Genomic DNA, 23,079 nt, shown 5'->3' with positions numbered 1-23,079 from the left:
CCAAATAAGTTTCAAAGAAACTCAAGTTGTACCGTAACTAGCTGGTTTATTACATAATTTGCATGTGAATGAACACTACACAAATTCGCCTTAGTTTTTAGAATATTCAAGACACTTAATAAAGTGTTTTGAGAACTCAATGTATTACTGAAAAGGGATTAACTTCCCAATAATACGATTTGTATTAATTAACATGACAGACTCATGCAATTAAATACTATCAGCTTTCCAAATTGTTAAAGAACAATGCTAACCGGCTGGCGGCGCATTTCGCTCAACTCCATAAAGGAGTAACAAGCAATCTGTGTGAACACTCAACAAACATCAAGTTAGTCGTATAGGTAAGGAGGTGATCCAGCCCCAGGTTCCCCTAGGGCTACCTTGTTACGACTTCACCCCAGTCATGAACCACACCGTGGTAAACGTCCTCCCGAAGGTTAGACTATCTACTTCTGGTGCAGCCCACTCCCATGGTGTGACGGGCGGTGTGTACAAGGCCCGGGAACGTATTCACCGTAGCATTCTGATCTACGATTACTAGCGATTCCGACTTCATGGAGTCGAGTTGCAGACTCCAATCCGGACTACGACGAGCTTTATGAGATTAGCTAGACCTTGCGGCTTTGCAACCCTCTGTACTCGCCATTGTAGCACGTGTGTAGCCCTACTCGTAAGGGCCATGATGACTTGACGTCGTCCCCACCTTCCTCCGGTTTATCACCGGCAGTCTCCCTAGAGTTCCCGCCATTACGCGCTGGCAAATAAGGATAGGGGTTGCGCTCGTTGCGGGACTTAACCCAACATTTCACAACACGAGCTGACGACAGCCATGCAGCACCTGTCTCAGAGTTCCCGAAGGCACCAATTCATCTCTGAAAAGTTCTCTGGATGTCAAGAGTAGGTAAGGTTCTTCGCGTTGCATCGAATTAAACCACATGCTCCACCGCTTGTGCGGGCCCCCGTCAATTCATTTGAGTTTTAACCTTGCGGCCGTACTCCCCAGGCGGTCTACTTAATGCGTTAGCTTGGGAGCCCAGTGCTCAAGGCACCAAACTCCGAGTAGACATCGTTTACGGCGTGGACTACCAGGGTATCTAATCCTGTTTGCTCCCCACGCTTTCGTACATGAGCGTCAGTCTTTGTCCAGGGGGCCGCCTTCGCCACCGGTATTCCTTCAGATCTCTACGCATTTCACCGCTACACCTGAAATTCTACCCCCTCTACAAGACTCTAGTTCACCAGTTCCAAATGCAATTCCCAGGTTGAGCCCGGGGATTTCACATCTGGCTTAATGAACCGCCTGCGTACGCTTTACGCCCAGTAATTCCGATTAACGCTTGGACCCCTCGTATTACCGCGGCTGCTGGCACGAAGTTAGCCGGTCCTTCTTCTGTAGGTAACGTCACAGTAACAACGTATTAAGCTGCTACCTTTCCTCCCTACTGAAAGTGCTTTACAACCCGAAGGCCTTCTTCACACACGCGGCATGGCTGCATCAGGGTTTCCCCCATTGTGCAATATTCCCCACTGCTGCCTCCCGTAGGAGTCTGGGCCGTGTCTCAGTCCCAGTGTGGCTGATCATCCTCTCAGAACAGCTAGGGATCGTCGCCTTGGTAAGCCATTACCTTACCAACTAGCTAATCCCACCTAGGTTCATCCAATCGCGAAAGGCCCGAAGGTCCCCTCCTTTCCCCCGTAGGGCGTATGCGGTATTAGCAGTCGTTTCCAACTGTTATCCCCCTCGACTGGGCAGATCCCTAGGCATTACTCACCCGTCCGCCGCTCGTCAGCAAAATAGCAAGCTACTTTCTGTTACCGCTCGACTTGCATGTGTTAGGCCTGCCGCCAGCGTTCAATCTGAGCCATGATCAAACTCTTCAATTAAAGTTTTTTTGAGACTAAGTCTCGGCTCAATGAATTCTGATTACATTATGCAGACTCGGAAGAATCTACATCCTGTTTGTACATATTGCTATGAACACTCATCACTTACGTGATTCAGAAAATATTGATAATAATTTTGATTGCTCCATTCTTTACAAGAAAGAAGTCAGCAATTTCGATTAACTCAACACCTGTGAGTGTCCACACAGATTTACTTGTTTGATTGTTAAAGAGCGTTGACCGTGTTGGTCAGGGATGCGTATTCTACACTTCCCGTTGTCAGCGTCAAGTGTTTTTTCAAACTTCTTTTCGCTGTTGATTTTAGGTGGTTAAAACCGCTTCAAATCAAGCTGACTCAGTGTTGGCTAGTGCCTGTTGCCGTGTCAGTGGATGCGCATTATAGGGAGATTATGAAACCGTGCAAGGGCTAAATTGAATTAATTTAATAAAACAGGGTTAACAGCTGAGATTTTGAACGAAACGCATAAAAAAGGGGCTAAACAGCCCCTTTTACCTAAAATACCTAGGTTTAATCACCAAAGAATCTTGACTCTTGTTTGATAGAAACAGGCTTTCCATCGATATTTGCAATCACAATTAGATTAATTTTTGTCACTGTTCGCTCTAAAGCACCTGGATCAACCGCAATACTGACAGGAAGCGTTAATACTTCTCCAGCTTGTATAGAAACGTCTGTCGGACCGGTCCACTGATAGTTATCTAAACCTGTCATCGAAAGTTGATACTCTTGGGCTTGTTCAGTTTTGTTGAGCAGCTTCAATGTATATGTATTTTCTACAAGCCCGTCATTAGTAATACGATATAAAGCATTTCTATCTCTAATGACATCCATACGCACTGGCGCAATAGTTGCGCTGGCATATACAAAGACGAGTATCATGACTGTTAGCGCTACGCCATAGCCAACAAGTTTTGGCCTAACAATTGTCTCTTTAATATTCTCAAGTTTATTTTCGGTGGTGTAACTTATTAGGCCTTTGTCATAGCCCATTCTTTCCATAGTCGTATCACAGGCATCAATACAAGCACCGCAATTAATGCACTCATATTGCAAGCCATTACGAATATCGATTCCGGTTGGGCACACTTGCACACATAAATCACAATCTATGCAGTCGCCCAATCCCATTTCTACAGGGTTTGCTTTACGAGATCTTGGCCCTCGAGTTTCACCACGCTTTGCATCATAACCAACTATATATGTATTCTTATCAAACATAGCAGCCTGAAAGCGAGCATAAGGACACATATGAATACACATAATCTCGCGCATCCAACCAGCATTACCATAGGTTGCTAAAGTAAAGAATACGACCCAGAAGTAGATGCTTAGATCCGCGTTTAGGGTGAAAACATCAATGTAGACTTCACGACTTGGTACAAAGTAAGACACAAAGGTCATTGCAGTTAATAGTGAAACAAGTACCCAAGAAGTATGCTTCGCCGTTTTTCGCCAAAGTTTATTAAAGCTCCATGGCATTTGATCCAACTTGATACGCTTATTTCTGGCACCTTCGAATTTTTCTTCAAACCAAATGAAGATGAACGTCCAAACCGTTTGTGGGCAAGTATAGCCGCACCATACCCTGCCTAGATAAGTGGTCACAAAAAGAGGCCGAATGCAGCGATAGTAAATAGTGCTGCTAACAAAGTCAGATCTTGAGGCCAAATAGTCAAACTAAAGATATGGAATTTCTGTTCACCTAGATTAAACCAAACGGCTTGACGGTCTCCCCATGGTAACCATGGCAATATCAGAAAGAATGACATGGTTGCCCAACCAATACGTCTTCTTACTGTTGTCCAAAGTCCGGTTACAGCACGCACATAAATACTGTTACTTGGATTGAAACGATCTGCTTTATTAGCATCTGGCTGATGGATTTTAATCCGCTTTTGTTTGGAAAAATCTTTAGATGTCGATTCTTTTGTCATCTCGATGCCTTACTACTTAAAAAGGGGCAAACTCTATTGTGATTGCAGAAAAAGTTAATATTTTAAAATAATAATCTACTGAAACTGCTACACACTCGTTTACAGAGTGTTAATTGAGTATATTATACTCGTATTATTCATGGTTATTCACTTTAATTGGACTAAATGATGAGAGGTTGGATCCTAATCGCACTGATTGCCGGTGTAATTTACTACTTTGCTACCGAAACCGATAAACTCGATGAGCCGATAGCTGAAATACAATCAGTTATGGACAATGCAGATGATAAAATATCTTCAATGACAGGCACAAAAATCATTAGAAAAAGTGACAAGGTCATTAAAATACCTTCAGGTGTAATAGAAAGATTGTCAGGTAAAGAGGTTAACGCGTTTAAAGACATTTTCACTGACAATGAATCGGTTGCCAATTTTAAGTCAGAATATTGTGGTTTTGGATCAAAACATCCTATTTTTGGTAAAGATAACCTTCAATTAATCTGTGACAAGATTTAATTCGAGCTTTACGACATCTGTAATTGACCTGAGATTTAAATCAGCCTAGCCTTTGGATAATCGTTTGAAAAAGGCTAGTAAACATGACTCAACAGGTTTCAGATATTTTTGACCCTTCTCTTTGGGACACAGTTAGTGGTTTCGACTTTGAAGATATCACTTATCACCGAGCAAAAGATCAAGGCACTGTTCGTATTGCGATAAACCGCCCTGATTGTCTCAATTCTTTCCGACCTAAAACAGTTGATGAGCTTTATACTGCGTTAGATCATGCTCGCCAATGGTCAGACGTTGGCTGTGTGCTCATTACCGGTAATGGTCCATCAGCAAAAGGCCAACACTCTTTCTGTGCCGGAGGAGATCAACGCATCCGCGGTAAAGACGGCTATAAGTATGAAGGGGCTGAAGAAGGTAAACCTGATGTCGCCCGTATGGGTCGCCTTCATATATTAGAAGTGCAACGCTTGATTCGCTTTATGCCGAAAGTGGTTATTGCAGTAGTTCCTGGCTGGGCTGTTGGCGGAGGTCATAGCTTACACGTTGTTTGCGATTTAACCCTTGCTTCAAAAGAGCACGCCGTTTTCAAACAAACCGATCCTGATGTCGGCAGTTTCGACTCTGGATATGGAAGTGCTTACTTAGCCAAAATGATTGGTCAAAAACGTGCTCGTGAAATTTTCTTCCTTGGGTTTAATTACTCAGCCGATGAAGCATTCGATATGGGCATGGTTAACCGCTCAATTCCTCACGCAGAGTTAGAAACAGAAGCTTTAGCTTGGGCAAAAGAAATTAACAGCAAATCGCCAACTGCCATGCGTATGCTTAAATATGGCTTTAACCTGCCAGATGACGGTTTAGTCGGTCAGCAACTATTTGCAGGAGAAGCGACTCGCCTTGCTTATGGGACTGATGAAGCACAAGAAGGCCGTGATGCCTTTTTAGAAAAACGCGACCAAGATTTTTCTAAATTCCCTTGGCACTACTAAAACAAGCTTAATTAACCTTAAGTTACTTGTTTCGCCAATAATTGAAAAAGGCGTGGCTTACTTTATCGTTAGCCACGCCTTTTGACTATAAATGCGTACCCTCAATCAAACCTGACTTAGTTTATGATGTCTTTTACAAACGGTTTTAATTGCAGCTCACGATCAAATAGCAATGGGTAATCTGTTCGGCCTGTCATTGGCCAATCGTTTCTCCAAGTTTGACCATCATCGACACCCCAAAATGTCACACGATCGATTTTTTGTTGGTGCTTTATAAATAAATCAATGATTTGCTTATAACGCTGCGCAAGTTGTTGCTCAACATCTGAAGGAAGTCCGTCAGCATAAGGATTAAACTGTTGCTGCAATGCCATATCTAAGCTGATATCTGCGCCTTGATTGTCTTCATCTGGAAAGGGTAATACTGATACATCAACCTCTGTAAACATAACGGTGACGCCTGTATCAGCAAATGCATTAATTGAGTTTTCAACTTCATTTAAATCAGGATAATCCAATGCATAATGCCCTTGAATCCCAACACCATCAATGCGAATACCTTTTGATTGAAGTTGCTTAACTAACTTAACCACCGCTTTACGTTTTGCAGGCTTAAATAAATTGTAGTCATTGTAATAAAGCGCAATATCAGCATCAGCTTGATGTGCATATTCAAACGCTTTTTCAATATAGTCAGGGCCGATGATAGCTAACCACTTTGAATCGCGAAGTGTACCGTCCTCATTAAATGCCTCATTAACAACATCCCATGCTTGCACCTTGCCTTTATATTGCCCTAACACGGTATTGATATGTGACTGTAGCCTTTCAAGTAAAGAGTCACGCTCAAGTAAATTACCCTTCTCGTCTTCAAATACCCAATCTGGCGTCTGCTGATGCCATAACAATGTATGTCCTACCATATAAATGTCATGTTTCTGACCAAAACTCACCAATTTATCAGGCGTACTAAAGTTATATTGCTGAGGGCTTGGGTGAATTTCTTCCCATTTCATAACATTTTCAGCAGTTAAACTATTAAACTGCTGAGCAACCAAATCTAATACACCTGGTTTCTTATCTAAGATTTGCGCTTCACTTAATGCTGCACCGATTTTAAATTGTTCAGCAAAGTGATCTTTTAATTGTAACTCTGTCTTAGCATCAGCGGCTTGCAGAGTTACAGGCAAAAGTAGGCAAGCAAGTAATGGTACAAACCTCTTCAAACCAGCGCAGCTTATTAGCGAATTATCAGGTACAAACATATCAATCCCTTTATGTTAATAGTAATAATGAAGTCGCATTTCGATAATCTAAGAAGTGAGGACACGATTCGCTTCATAGGGTAAAACGGACAAAATTTAACAAAACACAGCTTATTGTTAAAATGACTATTACATATAATATTCCTAAAACCAAGATTCATTTCAATTGATTTTTTGTAAACAACAGAATTCGTTGCGCCCAAAGTGCGCTTAATTTACTCTTATTGATTAAAATTTATTTTTCTTTTTATCGTGATTTCATTAGATTAAGCTAAATAACCTTTATATCTGACCGATATAGCCAACGTTTTACATATGCTAGGTACTATGATGAAAGTAAAGCCGATTTTAAATGCCAATGAGTTAGCCCAAGAAGAAGCTTTGCCAGATAACACCATCACGAATGTGTCGGTGGATAATCTTATTTTCTCTATGCATGAAGGTAAGCTGAAAATTCTATTAGTGAAATACAATAGAGGATTAGCGGCAAACAAGTGGGGTCTTATTGGTCATTGGGTAATGATGGATGAAAACCTTGAAGATGCAGCATCGAGGGTTGTGAAACAAACAACAGGTGTCGATAACTTATATTTGGATCAGCTAGGCGCATTTGGTCAAGTCGATCGATACCCTACCCGTCGTATCATTACGGTTGCCTTTTATTCTTTAGTACGTTTTGATGAAACACGTTTAGCCATGGGCAATAACGCCTATGAAATTGAATGGTTTGATGTCTATAACTTACCGCAGCTCGTTTTCGATCACGCAGAAATTATTAAAAGCTCACTAAGTAATCTTAAATATAAAGTCCACCACGAACCAATTGGCTTTAATTTATTACCAGAGAAATTTACCCTGCTGCAGTTACAAGAGATTTACGAATCAATTCTTAACAGTAAGCTCGATAAGCCTAACTTTAGACGCAAGATATTAAAAATGAATCTATTGATCAATTGCAACGAAAAACAAAAGAACGTAGCTCATCGTGCTGCCGCATTATTTTGTTTTGATAAAGTGGTTTACGAACAGCTTAAACAGTATGGATTTAACTTCGAATTTTAATTCAATCCGCTAATGAAACGTTATTAAGTCGCCTAAGATACGCTTAAGCGACTTTTTTATTCTTCTCAATCAGATAGATATACACGACCCGACGAGATACTCCAGTTTAATCGAATAAACCTTTTGACTTAATTTGTAAAAAACACTTTAAATGGTAATGATAACCGTTATCATTTGAGTGGTTAAAAACAAACTTACTCGAGGTTCACATGAAAAAAACCATGACTTTCGCTATTTTGCATTTCAGTGTTGCATTCACCATTACATATTTACTAACTGGAAGTATTGTCATTGGTGGTGCTGTGGCATTAATAGAACCTGCCGTAAATACAATTGTTTTTTATTTCCATGACAAAGTTTGGAATAAAATAGAGGCAAACAGCTTAGCTAACGCTATCAGCTAGTGCCTCATATTAAGAAAACTACTTTGCAGGTTTGTCTTTTTCAAGTCCTAGCTTATTTGCCAATGGCGCTATCGCTCCACCTTGAATAAAGATAGAAAATAATACAAAGAAAAACACCATATGCACAATATCAATTGCGCCTGGAACACCAGCTGCAGCAGGTATTAACGCAAACACAATAGGTGTTGCCCCCTTTAGGCCTATCATAGAAATGAATAGTCGCTTTTTCCAACTGGCTTTTACAAAAGGTAAATAGCACAGTTGAACAGCAAGCGGCCTTGCAACAAATATGAGTAATAAAGCTGGAAGTATAGATATCCAGAATACGGTCATCAGCGTCTGTGGGAATATTTGTAGACCTAACACAATAAACATTAGTGCCTGAGCCAACCAAGATAAACTGTTAAAAAAGTGCAAGTTAACTTGCTGCCCTCTTTTAATGCCGTTCCCAATAACGACACCCGCAATGTAAGAAGCCAATAATATATTGCCCCCCAATAAATCAGCACCGTAAGTCGCAATAATAAAGCTGGCTAATACAAACACTGGTATCAAGCCATACTCTGACAAACTAATCTTATTTAGCAGTGTTACAGCAAGCTTACCAATTAAAAATCCGACGATAATTGCAACAGCGATTTGAGTAAACAAGCTCAAACTTAAAGAAGATACAGTAACCGATTGTGTTGAAGACAGTGCCATCTCTGTTAATACAATAACCATGAGCATAGCTACTGGGTCATTGGTTGCTGACTCAAACTCCAAGACGGTGTCGGTTTCTTCTTTTAACTTTAACTTTTTCGACTCTAAAATCGAAAATACAGCCGCCGCATCCGTTGAAGACACAACAGCGGCAAATAGTAGGCAAATTACAAAATTGAAGTCGAGCAGCAAATATAAAATACAAGCGAAGATAAGAGTGGTAAATATCACACCAAAGGATGCCAAAACACCCCTTCTTTATACGCTATCTTAATTTTATCCGTCGAGGTATTAAGGCCACCAACAAAAACAATCACATTTAGCGCTAAGCCACCAATCCATGCAGTTTTGTCCAAATTGTCATAAACAAAATTAAACTCACCATTACCAAGTGAAAGACCCACTCCCATAAAGATGAATAGCGACGGGATCCCTAAGGTACGAGAAGGATGATGCAATAAAATGCCAATAACGATCAGAATAGACATTCCAATCATAATCATTTCTGTGGTCATAACGTCCCTTTTTATTTTGATAAGAAAATGAACTGAGAAGGCCACCAAAATCAAACTTAAGTTATAAAGACATCGCAGCTTATAACTTAATTATTGGCAGTGCTTGAGTGTAATAAAACTTTAATAAAAATTTTTACGCTAAATAATTTGGCGGCAATATAACATCAATCCTCAAACCCACCTTAACTTAAGCTTAATCCAAGATTAACACTAAAAGCATTTTGCGCTTATTCAGTCAAATTGAACACCATTACACTTCAATAATACTTGGCTTTGACCCCTTCAATAGCAATTTAAGGTATTCAGCGTTTTTTTACTGAATTATAGTTAATAAACACATCCACCACACATAAACATAACATAAAAAAACATAAGCTTAGGTAGCTTTAGATAATCCAATTTCAACAAAGAACACTGTAACTTTACTGTCATATTGATCTGTCTTAATGCACTCGCTTCAAATTACAGCGAGAAAGAAGCACCCTAACTTTCAATATCCAAGATGGGTATTAAGTACAAATTTAAGTACAAATAATAAGTGGAATTTGTGATGAAAAAAGTGATTGGTTTATTAACTGCTGTTGGCTTAATGACGGCACCTCTTGTTCAAGCTGGTACAGTGACAGTATCTGGTTCAACATCTGTTGCACACGTTATGGAAGTGCTAGCAGAGAACTATCAAAACACTGCTAAAAAGAATGTTGAAGTACAAAGCACTGGCTCTTCTGCTGGTATTCGTGCAGCGAAAGACGGCACCAGCATGATTGGTATGTCTTCTCGTAACATTAAAGAAAATGAGTTAAACGATACAACAAAAGAAATCGTTATTGCTCGTGACGGTATTGCTGCTGCAGTAAACAAAGCAAACCCAGTTCAAGACTTAACTCAAGAACAAATTTCAAAAATCTACCGCGGCGAAATCAAAAACTGGAGCGAAGTAGGTGGCGAAGCTCGTCCAATCGTTGTAGTAACTCGTGAAAACGGTTCTGGTACTCGTGGCGCTTTCGAAGAAATCATGGACTTACAACGTACTGTTAATGGCCACAAGGTAACGGCTATTACACCTACAGCTCAAGTAGGTAATGGTAACGGTATGATCAAAACAATCGTTGCGAATAACCCATACGCCATCGGTTATATCTCTCTTGGTTCAGTTGATGATTCTTTAGTTGCTCTAAGTGTAGGTGGCGTTGAAGCTACTGACACAAACATTGCAGCTGGCGAATACCAAATTGCTCGTCCATTCATCGTTTTAGTGAATGACCAGCCACACCCGAATGCACAAAGCTTCATCGACTTTATCATGTCAAATGACGGTCAAAGCATTGTTGCTGAAGAAGGTTACATCCGCGTTCAGTAATAGCTGACCACGGTATATTAAGAGGAGCTTATGCTCCTCTTTTGTAGTTTCTATCAAATATTAAAAATGATTAATCATCAGTACGACCTCGAGGCATATGATGAATACAGCAACTAAAGTCCAATCACAAGGACTGCAACTTGCACCAAAAAAGCCATGGACATAAAAGAAATCTTCTTTCATGGCCTTTTCCTATGTTGCGCTATGGTTGGCGTACTATCGGTTTCCACCATCGGATGGTTTGTATTTAACGAAGGTTTACCTGCATTTAAAGAAGCAGGTGTTACTGAGTTTGTAACAGGTAAAGAATGGCTGCCACCAGCACTTTATGGCATTTTACCTATGATTGTTGCCTCAATGATATCAACAGCTGGTGCTGTAATCATTGGTGTCCCTATTGCTATTTTAACCGCTGTATTTTTGGCAGAAATTGCCCCTAAATGGTTAGCAGATTTAGTTAGACCAGCAGTTGAGTTACTGGCTGGCATTCCTTCTGTTGTATACGGATTTTTTGGATTGGTGATTATTGTCCCAGCCATTGAAACGATTTTTAATATTCCTGCTGGTAACACTATTTTGGCGGGAATCATTGTGTTGGCAATTATGATTTTGCCAACCGTCATTACTATTTCAGAAACATCTATTAGAGCCTTACCTTCAGTGTATAAGGAAGGTGCGCTAGCCTTGGGCGCATCGCATATATACAGTATTTTTAAAGTACTGATCCCTGCCGCTAAAAGCGGCATCTTTACAGGCGTTGCACTGGGCGTTGCTCGTGCAATTGGTGAAACAATGGCCATCATTATGGTTATGGGTAACGCACCGGCTATGCCAGGTTCGTTATTGGAGCCTGCACGTACACTTACCGCTAACATCGCAATGGAAATGTCTTACGCAACAGGCATCCATTCAAGTGCACTGTATGCAACAGGTATTGTCTTATTGGCATTTATCGTTTTGCTTAACGGTTCATTGTTATACCTAAATCGCAAGAGAGCGTATTAATCATGTCTAAGTTTACTCAATCAAACTCATTAGTATCGAGACAGAATCAAGATAAATTGCTTCATGGCGCTATTTGGGCTGCTGCCGGTATCACTATCTTATTTTTGTTATGGGTGGTTTGGCACATTCTCTCAAATGGATTAAGCCATGTTAGTTGGGAGTTTATTACTGGTGCCTATACCCGCATTGGCGAAGCTTCTGGTATTTGGGCGATGATTGTCTCAACGGTGTACATGGTATTGCTTTCACTCGCTTTCGCCGCACCAATTGGGATTATGACTGCGATATACCTTACTGAATATGCAAAACCTGGCAGTAAATTTGTACAGGTTATCCGTTTTTGTACTGAATCATTAGCGGGTATTCCATCAATTGTTTACGGCTTATTTGGTATGACATTCTTTGTCACGACCTTAGGCTTAGGCTTTTCAATCTTGTCGGGTGCATTAACGCTAGCTATGTTGATTTTACCCGTCATCATTCGTACTACGGAAGAAGCCTTAATGGCTGTCCCAATGAGCTACCGTGAAGGTGGTTATGCATTAGGCAGTAGTAAAATTTACACTATTTGGCGCTTAATATTACCAAGCGCTTTACCAGGTATTGTTACATCGGTCATTTTAAGTACTGGCCGCGTTATTGGAGAGTCAGCACCAGTATTTTTAACCGCTGGTATGGTGACTCAAATTCCTGACTCTGTATTAGATTCAGGCCGAACATTGACTGTTCATTTATATAAGTTAACCCAAGAGTTATTTACTCAGCACGAATGGGATCAAGCTTATGCCACTGCAACCATCTTAATTGTATTGGTATTAGCACTAAATTTAGCAACCAAAGTCATTGCTACCCGATTAAATAAATCTTCTTAGCATTAAACAAACGAATAGTAATAACACGTAAAACATCGTGTTAATTAAAGGCCAGATCATGAACAAACTTGAAGTAAACAACTTAGACCTATTTTACGGCGAAAACCATGCGTTAAAAGATATCTCAATTAACATCCCATCACGCCAAGTGACGGCTTTAATTGGGCCATCAGGTTGCGGAAAGTCAACACTGCTACGCACGCTAAACCGAATGAATGACTTGGTTGCAGGAGTCAAAATTACAGGTACTGTGGCATTCGAAGGTGAAGATATTTATGCCGACGTTGATGTAAAAAACCTAAGAATGCGAGTAGGTATGGTGTTTCAAAAGCCAAACCCTTTCCCGATGAGTATTTATGAAAACATCGCTTTTGGCCTTAAAGCCCAAGGCGTTAAAGATAAAGCCGTATTAGATAAAGTTGTTGAAGACTCATTACGTGGCGCAGCTTTATGGGAAGAAGTTAAAGACAGACTAAATACACCTGCTTTTGGTTTATCAGGTGGTCAACAGCAACGCCTTTGTATTGCTCGCGCTATTGCGATGGAACCTGAAGTGATCTTAATGGACGAACCAACCAGTGCACTTGATCCTATTGCGACCCACAAAATTGAAGAGCTAATGGATGAATTACGTAAAAAGTTCACCATTGTTATCGTGACTCACTCAATGAACCAAGCAAAGCGTATTTCAGACAGAACGGCTTTCTTCTGGATGGGGGAGTTGGTTGAACAAGGTGAAACACAACAAGTGTTTAATAGCCCACAAGATTCACGAACTCAAGGTTATGTGAGCGGTGAGTTCGGTTAATATAGTTGCTGACTATTGAGCAAATAGCTTAAAACAAAAGCCTTCAATATTTTATTGAAGGCTTTTTTATTGCCCATACATTTTTCGCCACTATTAACTTTTTTGCGTTTGCTTTACCATTTAACTTCTATTCATATTGGAAATAACAGTGGCTAAACCAAACGCAAAAGGACCGACCCGCACCGTTGATGTATTCTGCGCTAAATGTAAAACTCAGCTTTTTAAGTATCGTAAAGGAGGAAAGGGTGCATTAGTTAAATGCTTTAAAGAACGTATAGTCGATGATTACACCGAGAAACCTTGTATCTGCCCCCAATGTGATACCCCTTTCGCTAGAGATACTTTAGTTCGTGGAACTCCTGCTTATAAAATGATTGGTGGCAAAGTCACGATGAAATGATTTGAGTCATAATACAAAAAATAATGTAACTCCGTTCTAGCTAGCTTTACACCTTCAATAACCTCCCTTTATTCGACTCATTTAATAAATAAAAAAGACTAAAAACTCACTCCCTCTAGAGCTCAATAACAATTTACCCCCCGAAATTTAGTTAACATTTAAAAAATGGATTCAATTTTATTGAATATTTTAGCTTTAATAGAGGTAACAAATGAAAAGATTGATCTCTGCTGCTATTGCTAGCTGTTTACTTATTGGGCCTGCATCTGCTGCTCAACAACTTACCACTGAAGATGCAATTGGCATGGCAGGCTTAATGTTTTGCGAGGTATTTTATAGTGATATTGATACCGAAGAAGCTGCTACACAGGCAACTGTCATCAAAAAATTATTGGTAGAAAAGTATAAAACAGGCATTGAAGAGATGATGATGACGAAAAAGACAAACGACGAATTAGATATTTATATTTCACAGTTCAAATCATCTGATGAACAACAAAAGACGAGTCTATGTGCAGAGGCAATTAAATATACTCAAGACAGCAGTATTGCCAGTTTAGGAATGAGATAACCTCAATATGTAGCTTGATGCATTCCGCCCGATTGTTATCTATAGCAACCGAGCGGAGTGTTAATGTTTAGTCTAAATGACTTACCGCTTCAAGGGTAAGTTTAATCATGTCATTTAAGGTTTGCTGACGCTCTTCAGCTGTTAAATGTAATCCTTGTCTTAAATGATCTGTCACTGTCATCATAGCCAATGCTTTAGCACCATATTCAGCTGCAACGCCATATAAACCAGCCGCTTCCATTTCAACACCTAAAATACCGTACTTTTCCATCAAGTCGTAACGTGAATCGTCAGCGCAATAGAATAAATCTGACGAGTACAAGTTACCTACGTGGTAACTAGCACCCTGTTTTTCTGCTGCGTCAGCCGCAAGGCGCAACATGTTAAAGTCTGCAATCATGGCAAAGTCAGTGTTTGCAAAACGGGTACGGTTAATCGCTGAATCAGTACTCGCGCCCATCGCCATTACCACATCCATTAATTTGATCTTGTCGCTAACAGCCCCACATGAACCAATACGAATAATATTCTCAACACCATATTCGGTAATTAGCTCTTTAGCATAAATAGAAATTGATGGTATTCCCATGCCTGAACCCATAACAGAAATACGTTTGCCATTAAACTCACCGGTATATCCCAGCATATTACGAACATCAGTCACTAACTCGACATTTTCAAGAAAATTATCAGCGATATATTTAGCACGTAAAGGATCGCCAGGCATTAAAACAGTTTTAGCAAAAGCGCCTTCAGGGGCATTAATATGTGGTGTCATCTTGTTACTCCGAAAAAGCCTGCTGCGTCAGCAGGCATAACATACAGTTAAAATTAATTTGCTAGGCTAAATAATAAGCCTGCAATGGTTCCGCTCATTAGGTTAGCTAATGCTGCAGCAATCAATGCTTTCATACCAATTTCACTTAAATCATGGCGGCGCTCAGGGCACAGAGCGGCCAGTCCACCAATCACCATGGCTAATGAACCAAGGTTAGCGAAACCACATAAAGCAAAACTGATGATAATTTGAGTTTTAGGCGACAAATCTTCGGCGACTTTTAAGAAATCAATATAAGCAACAAACTCATTGATCACCATTTTCTGGCCAATAAACGAAGCAGCTTGAGTAGCCTCACTCCACGGTACTCCCATTAACCAAGCTAATGGTGCTAAAAAATAACCTAAGATTGCTTGCATGGTGATATCACCATGACCAAACCAACCACCAACACCACCAATTAAGCCATTAACCATGGCTATTAAGCCAACAAAGGCAATGAGCAGAGCTGAGACCGCAAGCACTTGTTGCATCCCCATAGCTGCGCCGCTTGCTGCTGCATCCAAGACATTGGTAGGCTTGTCTTCTTGCTCATCCATGACTTGCTTAATATCATTGCGTGGCGTTTCTGTTTCAGGCCACATTAACTTAGCAAAGAGTAATCCAGCTGGAGCCGTCATAAAGGCTGCGGTAAGAACGTATTTAATGTCCACGCCCATTTGTATGTAACCAATCATGGTGCCACCAGCAACAGAAGCTAAGCCACCTGTCATCACAGCAAACAACTCTGAACGGGTCATATGTTTAACAAACGGTCTCACCATTGATGGCGCTTCAATTGGGCCGACAAAAATATTCGCGGTTGCTGATAATGATTCAGCACGGCTAGTGCCTAATAGTTTAGATAGTCCACCACCGATAACGCCGATAATCAGTTGCATAATGCCGAGGTAATACAGCACTGCAATCAAGGCACTAATAAACACCACAACAAACAGAACGTTAATAACAAAGATAAAACCAACACTGAATTTAGCTAAATCACCAAATACAAACGCTAAGCCTTCATTACCATAGTTGATCACATGCATTACTGCGCTAGATGCGCCATCCAACATGCTTTGCCCCATAGGTAAATACATGACAAATGCACCAAATGCGATTTGAAATGCGAGTGCACCGATTACCGTTCTTGGCTTAATTGCACTGCGTTTTTCTGACAATAAAATAGCTAAACCAATCAAGGCACACATGCCTAGTAAACTGATGAAAACTTCCATACATTTTTGACTCGTGAAACGATTTGATACATGCAGTTTATCGAGCAAATAAACGGACTCAAGCCTTGTTTGTCGTCAGAAATAACTATTTTAGTAAAAGATAAGAATGTGGAGAAAATGCCGAAATAGCACCTAAAAAACCAAAACAAATACCGCATTTAACAAATATGAAAAACACATAAAAATCACAAAACAAACATTTCTAAACCAATCCATAAGATGTGTAAACATTCACTTTTCACCCTGTAGAGAAGCCATATTCAATAAAGCAAAATTTCGCTCTATTAATTGTGTTATTGGCATATCAATTCTGAAATTAAACTACTTAAAATTGAGTAAAAATGGCGCATTTTTGCGTTTAATAAATACAAATAAAAAAACCTCCACGTAAGTAAGACTTACGAGGAGGTTTAAAGGCTGCACTAATCACAGTTATGATGCGTGAGTTTTACCTTAACTGTGCACGAGTGTTTTGCTAACACGCCAAATATTATTCTACCGTGACTGATTTCGCTAAGTTACGTGGCTGATCCACATCAGTACCTTTAATTAATGCCACATGATATGACAATAACTGTAATGGAATGGTGTAGATAAGCGGCGCCATAAACTCATCGCAATGTGGAACCGGAATCACCTTCATGGTGTCATCAGATTCGAACTCTGCATCTTTATCAGCAAAGACGTACATTAAGCCACCACGGGCACGGACTTCTTCAACATTTGATTTAAGCTTTTCAAGCAATTCATTATTTGGCGCGACAACAATAACCGGCATATCGGCATCAATCAGTGCTAATGGGCCGTGCTTTAGCTCACCCGATGCATAAGCTTCAGCATGAATGTAAGAAATCTCTTTTAGCTTAAGCGCACCTTCCATCGCGATTGGATATTGATCGCCACGACCTAAGAATAAAGCATGGTGCTTATCAGCAAAGTCTTCTGCAAGTTCAGCAATCGCATCATCTAAACTTAACGCTTGCTCTACTTTAGCAGGCATAGATTGTAAGCTTTGAGTTATCTCAGCTTCCATCTCTTCAGTCATACCGTTATGGCGACCAATTGCAGTGGTTAGCATTAATAAACCAGCAAGTTGTACTGTAAAGGCTTTCGTCGATGCCACACCAATTTCAACACCAGCTTTCATCATATAAGCCATATCAGACTCACGAACTAATGAAGAACCTGGCGCATTACAAATAGTTAAGGTCGCTTTGTAGCCCATCTCTTTTGCTAAACGCATCGCCGCTAAGGTATCTGCAGTCTCACCAGACTGAGAGATAGTCACTAACAGGCTGTTAGGGAACATGTGTGATTTGCGGTAACGGAACTCAGACGCAATTTCAACATTACACGATACGCCAGCCCAGTCTTCTAACCAATAACGGGCTGCCATACCAGCATGATAACTGGTACCACATGCTATGATTTGCACATGCTTTATGTCTTTTAAAAATTCTGCCGCATTCTCACCAAATGCTGAATCTAACACTTTACCAGCAGCAATTCGGCCTTCAAGAGTATGGGCAATTGCTGTTGGTTGCTCATAAATTTCTTTAAGCATGTAATGACGATACTCGCCTTTATCGCCAGCATCATGAGTCACTTCAGATTCTTTTACCTCACGCTCAACCGGATTACCATCAACATCAAAAATACTGACTTCACGACGAGTAATTTCAGCGACATCACCTTCTTCTAAAAAAGCAAATGAACGTGTTACAGGTAATAGGGCTAACTGATCAGAAGCAACAAAGTTCTCGCCTAGACCATAGCCTACAACCAATGGGCTACCACTGCGAGCAACAACCATACGCTCGCTATCACGACGATCTACAACGACTGTTCCGTATGCGCCTTCAAGCTGTTTTACTGTGGTCTGAACTGCAGCCAGTAACGTGTCATGGCTTTTTAATTCATGGTGAACTAAATGACAAATCACTTCTGTGTCAGTATCTGATGCGAAGGTATAACCTAAGCCTTTTAACATCTCACGCAGTTTGTTGTGGTTTTCAATAATACCATTGTGCACGACCGCAATATCACCTTCCGATAAATGAGGGTGTGCATTACGTTCACTCGGTTCACCGTGAGTTGCCCAGCGAGTATGAGCAATACCCGTTCCACCTGCTAAAGGAGAAGTTGCTAGTGCATCATCTAGTTCTTGTACCTTACCGACTCGACGAGTCCGTCCTAATTCACCTTGATTGATGATGGCAACACCTGCGGAATCATAACCTCGATACTCAAGACGCTTTAAGCCTTCTACTAAAATTTCTGCCACATCCCTTTGCGCTACTGCACCTACAATTCCACACATAATTTAATACCTAATTTATAAAACTGATTTATTTGTTTTTATATGGCGCTAATAAGACTTTAACGCCATATTGAGTAATTTTGTTGACCATATCCGCAGGTAATCTGTCATCAGTCACTAAAACACTGATGTTTTCCCAGGCAAGCTCGAGGTTGGGAATTCTGCGACCAAACTTATCTGATTCAAGCATCACAATAACCTCTCGTGATACTTCAGCCATCACTTTACTGAGACCAGTTAATTCATTAAACGTAGTTGTTCCACGCTCAAGGTCAATACCATCAGCACCAATGAAGAGTTGATCAAAGTTATAAGAGCGCAGTACTTGTTCGGCAATTTGTCCTTGGAAAGACTCAGAATGCGGATCCCAAGTACCACCGGTCATCAATAAAGTCGGTTCATTTTCTAATTCATGAATAGCATTCGCTAATTGCAGGGAATTAGTCATGACTAATAAGCCCCGCAAATTATCAAGCTGCTGAATAAGACCTGATGTTGTACTGCCACTATCAATAATAATGCGATTATGATCTTTAATAAGTTGCGCAGCTTTTTTAGCAATAGACAACTTATTTGGGGCAATTTTGGAGCTAAACTGTTGAGTAACCTCATCAGGAACCGCAACTGCGCCACCATAACGACGCAGCAATAATCCTGCTTCTTCTAATGTCGCTAAGTCCTTTCGGATTGTGACTTCAGAAGTTTCAAACCGTAACGCCAACTCATCAACACTCACCTCACCTTGCTGAGATAAAATACTGATAATATTATGTCTGCGTTGTTGTGTATTACGTTTGTTCATAATAACCATAAGTTTCGATTCGAAAGATAATTATAAACAAACGAAACTTTTTAGACAATATTTCAAACAATTAATATCCAGTTTCATTAGGCATAAAAAAACGGCCTGTTTTAACAGACCGTTTATAAATTTGATTAATAAACTGATTTTATGTCAGTTTTTAAAGCTCAATTTTATGATTTAGGCTTTTTGACTGGTCTTGCCCAACCACTAATGTGACGCTGCTTAACACGAGTAATAACTAACTCACCCTCGCCGACATCTTTAGCAATCGTAGAACCAGCACCTAATGTGGCGCCTTTACCAATAGTCACTGGCGCAATAAGTTGCGAGTCGCTACCGACAAACACATCATCTTCAATAGTCGTTTGGAATTTATTTGCACCATCGTAATTACACGTAATAGTGCCAGCACCAATATTTACACCGCGACCAATACTCGCATCACCTAGGTAAGCTAAATGACCCGCTTTAGACCCCTCACCCAATACCGCTTTTTTCATTTCAACAAAGTTACCAATATGGGCATCTTCTTTGAGTTCAGCACCGGTGCGTAAACGAGCAAATGGCCCAGCACTAGCGGCTTTACCTAGCTTGGCGCCTTCGACTATTGAATAAGGTTTAATTTCAGCGTTATCAGCAATCTCACAGTCAATAAGAATGGCACCAGCACCAATCGTCACGTTATTACCAATCGTCACTTTTCCTTGGAAAATAACATTGATATCAATCATTACATCCATGCCGACGCTGACATCACCGCGAATATCAAGTCGAGCAGGATCACGAAGGTTTGCACCTTCAAGCATTAACTTTTCAGCCGCTCTTGCCTGATAAGCTCTTTCAAGTTGTGCAAGTTGAATGCGATTATTCGCCCCTTCAACTTCTACAGCTGATTCAGGTTGGGCTGTATCGATGGCCACACCATCTTCTTTTGCCATGGCAACAATATCCGTTAGATAGTATTCACCTTGAGCATTAGCATTTGATAAGCGACCTAACCAAGATTTAAGTTGTTTACCAGGAACCGCCATGATGCCGGTGTTTACTTCTTGAATCAGTAACTGCTCAGCATTAGCGTCTTTTTGCTCAACAATACCAACCACGTTACCCGCTTCGCGAACAATTCGACCATAACCTGTTGGGTTAACTAAATTGACCGTTAAAATAGCCATACCGTTTTCTGGTCTAGCTGCTAATAACTTTTCTAAGGTCGACTGCTGTATTAGAGGCACATCACCATAAAGAATTAACACGGTGTCGTCGTCATTAATGTTTGGATTAGCTTGAGCCACAGCATGGCCAGTACCTAATTGCTCAGCTTGTAGAACCCAATTTACAGCTTGTTCACCTAAAACAGTTTGAAGTTTATCTGCGCCATAACCATAAACCAGCTGAATAGTATTACTACCAAGCGAATTAGCGGTATCAATAACATGTTGTACCATGCTTTTATGAGCAATGGGGTGTAGTACTTTTGGCAAGTCTGAACGCATCCGTGTTCCTTTACCAGCAGCGAGAATGACAACATTTAATGACATCAGGATTCCTTGAGCAACAATTGAGTTAGTAGCCGTTTATTTTATCGCAGATATTGAATGTTAGAAATGGAAATGTGCAGTTCTCTGCTTATTCTGGTTCATTAGCTATGGTTAGTGACACACCTGGAGAGGGATATTTAAATAACAGACACAAAAAAGGCGACCCAAGGGTCGCCTTTTTAAAACAATAACCTTTATCTGGCAATGTTCTTTTTGATGGTTTCAACAACACGAAGTTGAGCTAAAGATTTAGCTAATTCGATTGTTGCAGCTTCGTAATCAAAGTCAGCGCCTGCATTAGCGATACTCGCTTCTGCGCGTTGCTTAGCTTCAAGTGCAGCTTGCTCATCAATATCATCGGCACGCATAGCGACGTCAGCAAGTACAGAAATTGAAGTTGGTTGTACTTCCAGGATACCACCTGATAAATACAATACATCTTCACTTCCATCTTCCTTAATCATGCGCGCCATGCCAGGTTTGATTTTAGTTAGCAAAGGAGCATGGTTAGGCATAATACCTAACTCACCTTCAGTACCGCTCACTTCTAAGAAGGTCACGTCACCGCTGTACATGCTGTTCTCTGCACTTACTATATCAAGTTTGACTGTCATGGCTGCCATCAAGATCTCCTAAAATACTAAGCTAATGCTCAGTTATTTCTTTTTGTTAGCTTTCTCGACAGCTTCGTCGATTGAACCAACCATGTAGAACGCTTGCTCTGGAATGTGATCAAACTCACCATTCAAGATACCCTTGAAGCCACGGATAGTGTCTTTAAGAGAAACGTACTTACCAGGAGAACCTGTAAAGACTTCTGCTACGAAGAAAGGTTGAGATAAGTATTTCTCAATCTTACGTGCGCGGAATACAGTTGTTTTATCTTCATCAGATAATTCATCCATACCCAAGATAGCAATAATGTCTTTTAGCTCTTTGTAGCGTTGAAGTACAGTTTGTACGCCGTTTGCTACATCGTAATGCTCTTGACCAACAACTAATGGATCTAATTGACGAGAAGTCGAATCCAGTGGGTCAACCGCTGGGTAAATACCTAGCGAAGCAATGTTACGAGACAGTACAACAGTCGCGTCTAAGTGAGCGAAGGTTGTTGCTGGTGACGGATCGGTTAAGTCATCCGCAGGTACATATACCGCTTGTACAGAGGTAATAGAACCAGACTTAGTTGAAGTAATACGTTCTTGTAGAACACCCATTTCTTCAGCTAGTGTTGGTTGGTAACCTACTGCAGAAGGCATACGGCCTAATAGTGCAGATACTTCAGTACCGGCCAAAGTGTAACGGTAGATGTTATCAACGAATAACAGTACGTCACGACCTTCGTCACGGAATTTTTCAGCCATTGTCAAACCAGACAATGCTACACGTAAACGGTTTCCTGGAGGCTCGTTCATTTGACCATATACCATGGCTACTTTGTCGAGAACGCCAGAATCTTTCATTTCGTAGTAGAAGTCGTTACCCTCACGAGTACGCTCACCAACACCAGCGAATACAGAAAGACCTGAGTGTGCTTTTGCGATGTTGTTGATTAATTCCATCATGTTGACGGTTTTACCAACACCAGCACCACCAAATAAACCAACTTTACCACCCTTAGCGAATGGACAAACAAGGTCGATAACCTTGATACCAGTCTCTAAAAGTTCAGTTGTGTTTGACTGATCTTCGTATGAAGGTGCTTCACGGTGAATTTCATAACGCTCTTCTTCACCAATGTCACCCGCTTCATCGATAGGCTCACCCAATACGTTCATGATACGGCCAAGGGTTGCAACCCCAACCGGAACAGAAATTGGTGAACCTGAGTTTGCTACCTCTAGACCACGACGCAGACCATCAGAAGAACCCATAGCGATGGCACGAACTACACCACCACCTAGCTGTTGCTGAACTTCCAGCACCAAGCCATTACAGTCGCCTTCACCTGTGATCTTCAGAGCGTCATATACCTGAGGTACAGAATCTTGTGGAAACTCTACGTCCACAACCGCGCCAATTACTTGGACAACAGTACCTGTGCTCATGATT

17 protein-coding genes, 1 rRNA gene and 3 pseudogenes are annotated in these 23,079 nt (G+C 40.8%); 10 read left to right on the top strand and 11 right to left on the bottom strand.

Features of this window, described 5'->3' with window-relative positions; translation table 11 throughout:
- Window positions 1-342 precede the first annotated feature (342 nt).
- A 16S ribosomal RNA gene (locus ACGEDC_RS08610) occupies window positions 343-1,884 on the bottom strand.
- A gap of 529 nt (window positions 1,885-2,413) precedes the next feature.
- Window positions 2,414-3,840 (bottom strand): annotated as a pseudogene (ccoG, locus tag ACGEDC_RS08605) (cytochrome c oxidase accessory protein CcoG).
- Window positions 3,841-4,005: 165 nt separating this feature from the next.
- On the opposite strand from ccoG, the gene ACGEDC_RS08600 reads away from it, so the two are divergent.
- Together ACGEDC_RS08600 and ACGEDC_RS08595 are read left to right on the top strand one after the other, a co-directional pair.
- Window positions 4,006-4,356 carry a hypothetical protein gene (locus ACGEDC_RS08600; RefSeq protein ID WP_394497666.1) on the top strand — a complete coding sequence of 117 codons (351 nt, stop codon included), beginning with the start codon at window positions 4,006-4,008 and terminating at the stop codon, window positions 4,354-4,356.
- 83 nt (window positions 4,357-4,439) lie between these two features.
- Window positions 4,440-5,342 carry a 1,4-dihydroxy-2-naphthoyl-CoA synthase gene (locus tag ACGEDC_RS08595; protein ID WP_065108835.1) on the top strand — a complete coding sequence of 301 codons (903 nt, stop codon included), beginning with the start codon at window positions 4,440-4,442 and terminating at the stop codon, window positions 5,340-5,342.
- 116 nt (window positions 5,343-5,458) lie between these two features.
- Here ACGEDC_RS08595 and ACGEDC_RS08590 read toward each other — a convergent pair whose 3' ends face one another.
- Window positions 5,459-6,607: an endo-1,4-beta-xylanase gene (locus ACGEDC_RS08590; protein ID WP_394497663.1), complete on the bottom strand. Its 1,149-nt coding sequence runs from the start codon at window positions 6,605-6,607 to the stop codon at window positions 5,459-5,461.
- 327 nt (window positions 6,608-6,934) lie between these two features.
- Between ACGEDC_RS08590 and ACGEDC_RS08585 the strand changes: the two genes are divergently transcribed.
- Both ACGEDC_RS08585 and ACGEDC_RS08580 read left to right on the top strand, forming a co-directional pair.
- Window positions 6,935-7,669 (top strand): NUDIX hydrolase, encoded by a 735-nt coding sequence (locus ACGEDC_RS08585; protein ID WP_394497661.1) that lies wholly within the window; start codon window positions 6,935-6,937, stop codon window positions 7,667-7,669.
- 209 nt (window positions 7,670-7,878) lie between these two features.
- Window positions 7,879-8,073, top strand: coding sequence for a DUF2061 domain-containing protein (locus ACGEDC_RS08580; RefSeq protein ID WP_055025422.1), 195 nt, complete (start codon window positions 7,879-7,881; stop codon window positions 8,071-8,073).
- An 18-nt stretch (window positions 8,074-8,091) separates the two neighbouring features.
- Here ACGEDC_RS08580 and ACGEDC_RS08575 read toward each other — a convergent pair.
- Window positions 8,092-9,290, bottom strand: a pseudogene (locus tag ACGEDC_RS08575) (potassium/proton antiporter).
- 550 nt (window positions 9,291-9,840) lie between these two features.
- Here ACGEDC_RS08575 and ACGEDC_RS08570 point away from each other — a divergent pair.
- From ACGEDC_RS08570 to ACGEDC_RS08545, 6 genes and pseudogenes are all read left to right on the top strand, one after another.
- Window positions 9,841-10,650: a phosphate ABC transporter substrate-binding protein gene (locus tag ACGEDC_RS08570; protein ID WP_055025424.1), complete on the top strand. Its 810-nt coding sequence runs from the start codon at window positions 9,841-9,843 to the stop codon at window positions 10,648-10,650.
- Window positions 10,651-10,750: 100 nt separating this feature from the next.
- Window positions 10,751-11,655, top strand: a pseudogene (gene pstC, locus ACGEDC_RS08565) (phosphate ABC transporter permease subunit PstC).
- Between the two features lie 2 nt (window positions 11,656-11,657).
- Window positions 11,658-12,527: a phosphate ABC transporter permease PstA gene (pstA, locus tag ACGEDC_RS08560; RefSeq protein ID WP_282167354.1), complete on the top strand. Its 870-nt coding sequence runs from the start codon at window positions 11,658-11,660 to the stop codon at window positions 12,525-12,527.
- A gap of 58 nt (window positions 12,528-12,585) precedes the next feature.
- Window positions 12,586-13,335, top strand: coding sequence for a phosphate ABC transporter ATP-binding protein PstB (gene pstB, locus ACGEDC_RS08555; RefSeq protein ID WP_394497658.1), 750 nt, complete (start codon window positions 12,586-12,588; stop codon window positions 13,333-13,335).
- A gap of 148 nt (window positions 13,336-13,483) precedes the next feature.
- On the top strand, window positions 13,484-13,735 hold the full coding sequence (locus ACGEDC_RS08550; RefSeq protein WP_394497656.1) for a hypothetical protein: 252 nt from the start codon (window positions 13,484-13,486) through the stop codon (window positions 13,733-13,735).
- A gap of 211 nt (window positions 13,736-13,946) precedes the next feature.
- Window positions 13,947-14,306, top strand: a complete 360-nt coding sequence (locus tag ACGEDC_RS08545) for a hypothetical protein (RefSeq protein ID WP_394497654.1) — start codon at window positions 13,947-13,949, stop codon at window positions 14,304-14,306.
- Window positions 14,307-14,373: 67 nt separating this feature from the next.
- Here the strand turns inward: ACGEDC_RS08545 and deoD are convergent, their stop codons facing one another.
- The 7 genes from deoD to atpD form a co-directional block, all read right to left on the bottom strand.
- Window positions 14,374-15,084, bottom strand: coding sequence for a purine-nucleoside phosphorylase (gene deoD / locus ACGEDC_RS08540; RefSeq protein ID WP_394497652.1), 711 nt, complete (start codon window positions 15,082-15,084; stop codon window positions 14,374-14,376).
- Window positions 15,085-15,137: 53 nt separating this feature from the next.
- Window positions 15,138-16,364, bottom strand: coding sequence for a NupC/NupG family nucleoside CNT transporter (locus ACGEDC_RS08535; RefSeq protein ID WP_220754413.1), 1,227 nt, complete (start codon window positions 16,362-16,364; stop codon window positions 15,138-15,140).
- Window positions 16,365-16,854: 490 nt separating this feature from the next.
- The gene (gene glmS / locus ACGEDC_RS08530) at window positions 16,855-18,684 is read right to left on the bottom strand and encodes a glutamine--fructose-6-phosphate transaminase (isomerizing) (RefSeq protein WP_394497649.1); all 1,830 of its coding nucleotides are present in this window, start codon (window positions 18,682-18,684) and stop codon (window positions 16,855-16,857) included.
- 28 nt (window positions 18,685-18,712) lie between these two features.
- Window positions 18,713-19,486, bottom strand: a complete 774-nt coding sequence (locus tag ACGEDC_RS08525; RefSeq protein WP_080917547.1) for a DeoR/GlpR family DNA-binding transcription regulator — start codon at window positions 19,484-19,486, stop codon at window positions 18,713-18,715.
- Window positions 19,487-19,659: 173 nt separating this feature from the next.
- On the bottom strand, window positions 19,660-21,027 hold the full coding sequence (gene glmU / locus ACGEDC_RS08520; RefSeq protein ID WP_394497646.1) for a bifunctional UDP-N-acetylglucosamine diphosphorylase/glucosamine-1-phosphate N-acetyltransferase GlmU: 1,368 nt from the start codon (window positions 21,025-21,027) through the stop codon (window positions 19,660-19,662).
- Between the two features lie 194 nt (window positions 21,028-21,221).
- Window positions 21,222-21,650: a F0F1 ATP synthase subunit epsilon gene (locus ACGEDC_RS08515; RefSeq protein ID WP_055025449.1), complete on the bottom strand. Its 429-nt coding sequence runs from the start codon at window positions 21,648-21,650 to the stop codon at window positions 21,222-21,224.
- Window positions 21,651-21,683: 33 nt separating this feature from the next.
- Window positions 21,684-23,075 carry a F0F1 ATP synthase subunit beta gene (gene atpD / locus ACGEDC_RS08510; protein WP_055025450.1) on the bottom strand — a complete coding sequence of 464 codons (1,392 nt, stop codon included), beginning with the start codon at window positions 23,073-23,075 and terminating at the stop codon, window positions 21,684-21,686.
- Window positions 23,076-23,079 lie beyond the last annotated feature (4 nt).

The sequence above is a fragment of the Shewanella sp. ENK2 genome, assembly GCF_043568515.1.
Taxonomy (GTDB): domain Bacteria; phylum Pseudomonadota; class Gammaproteobacteria; order Enterobacterales; family Shewanellaceae; genus Shewanella; species Shewanella japonica.
The sequence above is the reverse complement of the archived record's forward strand: the minus strand, read 5'-3'. Positions and strand labels throughout refer to the sequence as shown.